The sequence below is a fragment of the Burkholderia sp. Ac-20384 genome (assembly GCF_017104605.1).
Classification (GTDB): Bacteria; Pseudomonadota; Gammaproteobacteria; order Burkholderiales; family Burkholderiaceae; genus Burkholderia; species Burkholderia lata.
In genome coordinates, this window is record NZ_JAAGPE010000505.1 from 1 (window position 1) to 4,111 (window position 4,111).

Consider the following 4,111-nt stretch of genomic DNA (forward strand, 5'->3'; position numbering starts at 1 on the left):
CCGAGCGGCCTCATAGCTCACTCGGCTATCTGACGCCGGTGCAGTTCGCCTTGGCGCACGATGCAAAGCAGCAGTTTTTAACCTTGGACTCTAACTGCAGTCCGGACTAAAACCGGGGGCAGGTCACTACCTCTAGGGAAATATAGTCCTTCCTGCTTGACTGTACTTGCGCTGCCGTACGTCCGTATTGAAGATACTTTGCCAGCACGCCGACAATTCGAACATCCAGTGCGATAACGTCGTCGGACAGGCCCGTCGAAATCATGAAGTCCGAGGCGCTCTTCAACTTGAAGAATCTGCAACGGTCGATAAGCGTGTCACGGAGTTCGTCACGAGGCATTTGACCGGATAGGCCGGTAAGCAAGACGACCTCCGCCTTGTGGACGATAGTTCGCGTCTCGACCATTTGCCGAAGGGTATCCGCTGCTTTGTTGGGAAATCGCGTAGCCTTGTACTGCTCGAGCAGCTCGGCCATATATGCTCTGTCGTATCGCTGTCGGCTCCAAACGCGCAACCCGGTGCTCGCGCCAAACTGCTGTAGCAATTTGGGATCGGAAGCGATGAACTCCATCCCTTTCGAGGAACCCATAACGCAGACCTGCGATACGAGTCGATGCCAGGCGACCGCGCTCGAAGGTCGCTGACCGGATCGCAAACGCACCGGCATCCGTACACTATTACGTAGGGTGTGTATGAGCAAGTGAAGAATCCGGCGCCCTTCTACGGAGATCTCGGTCCGCCCTCCATTCTCGAATATGAGCATCGTCGACTTCCCGTATCGTTGCTTTTCACTTCGTCCGGAGGGCGAGACCTCAATGGCCAAACCTTGGTACGAACGCTGCCCGTCGTTTGCCGACATGCATACCAACTGGCCTTGCTTGGGTTACGCGGATGATCGCTTCTGCTCTCTTACAGCCAACTCGCGCTCGATATCATCGCGAGCGTAGAGGCGCTGATTTCCGACCGGACTGAGATATGAACGGGCGTTCTCCCGAACTTGTCCAGCAAAGAACTTGCTGCCGCCAACCAGTTGCGTAACCTCGGCAGAAAAGAGCAACTTCAGCCCTGTCCTACTTTCAAAATCGGACCGAATCTTTTCACGCTGCTGCAGCTTCGGAACTTCCGCCAATAAAAGATTGATCTTGTGCCGGCACTTTTCCTCGAAGATAGTCTGGGCCTCAGCACACGCGGCCAGGACCGCATCTGGGTCGGCCGCCGCACCGACTACGTAACTGGGGAAGTGCTTCTCGATGATCCGTAACACGTAGGCTTCGAACTCATCCAACAGTCCAAACGGACCCAGCGTCTCAACATATACGGCGATGGCGTTCATCGCGGGCGTTTCGTCGAATGTCAGCCCTAAGGCGAGCAACCGATCCTCTTTGTCCCGGCGCATCCGCTTCTCATGCCTCTTAAGTGCCCGGTTCTCTGAATGTGTGCGCTGCAGAAGCGCATTGTCCTCCTCCTGGACGATTCTCTCGGTGGTAAGCAGAACACTGACGTCGATCCTGACGGGTGTGACAACGATAGTTTGATCGACCCAGTACGCGTCCTCCGGTACCTCGTCGCGCCCCCCTTCGAATACGGTTATATCACCGTCTGCAATCGCGAACGCGCGGTCGTACAATTCCGCCAGTTGCTCACGAGGCCGACGTGCTTCAATTGCGCCGACAAGTATCCCGTCATGCCAAAAGGCGACTTTTTTGCGCGAACGCGCGAGCGCGACCAACAGTTCGTCAGAAAATTCAGGGCGCTTGACTTCGACAAATGCAGCAACGCTCCGAGGGTCGATTGGCGACATTCCAAACGCCCCAGACGCATCGCGATCCGCGAAGAGTCCACGCGGTCCGGCAGCCGTCGCCTTGATGACGACCCCGTTATCGAGTGACCCATCCGTGTAGCAAAGCAGGTAGTAGTCGCACGAACCGCCATCAAATACGACTAGCCCGTCAGTGTCAAAGTCGTAGAGCCGCCAAGGGCCTTCAACTGAAGTGATGCAATTTTCCATTTGCTTTACCAGATCCCCGAAATTTTTGGGAGTATCCATCGAACCGCAGTTAGATCTTTGCTCGTAGGGTTGTGAGTCGGGCCACCAATGCAACGGCTTCGTCTTTGCTCAGATCCGGGAACAAATCGGGCAGATAGGCCAGTCGCAATTGTATTTCCCCTCGCGCCCCGATCTCACTTGCTGCGACAGCCACGTTTTTCAGCACATGGTCAAGACCTTCGTCCAGGGTCCAGAACTGCACGTGCAGAGGAATGGGAGATTTGCGCGCCTCAATCCTGATCGACTCCAAGAGCGGTATAAGATGGATATCGCTGAGCACGTTGTAAGTCTTATCAGCCCCGTGCGGCTTCTTGATCAACTGGCTTGGCTTGATCACGTCGCGTGCAAGATCATTCCCGTAAAGGCATGCCATCAGCAGCATCAGCGCGGCGTCCCCATTTTGCAAGCACAAGTCTTCAGCGATGTCTCGCAGTTTTTCTTCAACGGCCCTCCGCTTCGGGGGGGCGATCTTCTGGACGACCAGGGACGCGCCGCGCACAAGCAATTGCGCTCGCCCGACCTCGCTGACTTCCTGCATGCCGGTGAAGGTCTCGACAAATACACCGGCCATATAGGTGAGAAGTAGGGAGTCAGTAGTCGCGAACTCAAAGAACGCGTCCAAAGCTCTGGCTTCCTTGGTAAGCCCGATAAACAGTTCGTCTGCGCTGGGTTTGCGTCCGTGCTCGCCTTCAATCAGCGAGAAAAGAGGCGTGACTGAATGAAATGGCTTGTCGATCGCCCGCAGCCGCTCCAGCATCGCGAGTTCTTTGGTGCCTTTCTGTCGCTTGCCCGCGTTGGCATCTTTGACGACCGACACCACGTTGCGATCGAGAAAAACGAGTGTTTCGGTCTGATTAGGTGTACTCATGTGCAATCGCTCCCGGACATCACGGCTTTTCCTCGTTTTCCATGGCGAGTCAACGGTGCCGGGAGGCATGGCGACCAGCGGCAATATGTTCGTCGGCCTCATTTTTGGGAACGTGCGCGGACACGTTGGCCCACTCCGGCGCGGCCATACTTCAAACTCCTGGCATTACGACTCGCGTTGAACGTCAAGTCTGGCACGTGCCGTCGCGATAGATTGGTGCAGCCTGCATCCGCTCCTGCAACTGCCGTGACGACCAGCGCTCGAGACGACAGAGCTCAATGTAGAAGTCGCGCTTGAGCGGGTCGTCGACGGACATCAACATCTTCAGATGGGTCCAGCTCAATTCTCTCCGCAGCGCGGAGAGAATTGACTCATCGGGAAACACCTCGACCGCGCAGATCCAGTGACGCAATTGCTGCTCGCTCCAACCTCGGCCGTACTCGCATCTCAGCCGCAGCGCGAGCGCTGGGAAGATCCGTTGGCCGTAGCCTACGCGCTCACCGCCCAGCACATCGTCTCGAATCCGACGACCAACCGGCCAAAAAACGAAGGGCAGTTCAGCGTTGACGTCCGCGGCCACCCGAGCGCGCACCGAATCAATCATGCGACGGATGTCAATCAATAGTGATGCGGGGACGAGTTCGGTCATCTGGTCAGGAACGGAGGAATTGACGGGCCAGTGCGTGCCAATAGGGGCCACGTTACCGGAATCTCGGCACCGGCGGAACCCTGCTGGGCGCTCCCCCAAATTCTCTCCGCACCGCGGAGAGAATTCAGCCACCGGCCCGCCGAGGCCCTAGCCTGTCACCGCGCGAAATGTGGGCGCTCGCAATTGAGCTTCGGCACCGTCAGAGACAAAGCCGCCCCTCCAGTCGCCCCGCGCGGATCGGCGAACCTCCAGGACCGCGTGCGACGCAATGCCGAATGAACCCGCCCACCGGCACGTCGTCGCCCGCGCCAGAAATACATCGGCGCCGGAACGGTAACGGGACCGCTTTTCGATCGCCGCGGTGGGAGCGCTCAATTCCCTAGGGCTAGCGCCCCGCACGTGGGGGCTTCGCCTATGTCCCGAAATGAAGGGTAACATAGCCCTTTATATGAACGCCTCCCGTTTGCGAAGGGTTTTCGTGTGCTCTGACTACGACAGGATGGGTTGCAGCTTTATATCCGGGCTTGTTGCAGCCTGATACGCTGCG

The 4,111-nt window shown here is 57.3% G+C and carries 3 protein-coding genes and 1 pseudogene; all 4 read right to left on the bottom strand.

The window, feature by feature from the left end:
* Window positions 1-106 precede the first annotated feature (106 nt).
* Window positions 107-571: a hypothetical protein gene (locus G3O00_RS40685; RefSeq protein ID WP_206146373.1), complete on the bottom strand. Its 465-nt coding sequence runs from the start codon at window positions 569-571 to the stop codon at window positions 107-109.
* 312 nt (window positions 572-883) lie between these two features.
* Complete coding sequence (locus G3O00_RS40690) at window positions 884-2,047, bottom strand: hypothetical protein (protein ID WP_206146374.1); 1,164 nt, start codon at window positions 2,045-2,047, stop codon at window positions 884-886.
* A 10-nt stretch (window positions 2,048-2,057) separates the two neighbouring features.
* Window positions 2,058-2,915: a hypothetical protein gene (locus G3O00_RS40695; protein WP_206146375.1), complete on the bottom strand. Its 858-nt coding sequence runs from the start codon at window positions 2,913-2,915 to the stop codon at window positions 2,058-2,060.
* Between the two features lie 220 nt (window positions 2,916-3,135).
* Window positions 3,136-3,564, bottom strand: a pseudogene (locus G3O00_RS40700) (DUF1016 N-terminal domain-containing protein); the annotation flags it as partial.
* Window positions 3,565-4,111 lie beyond the last annotated feature (547 nt).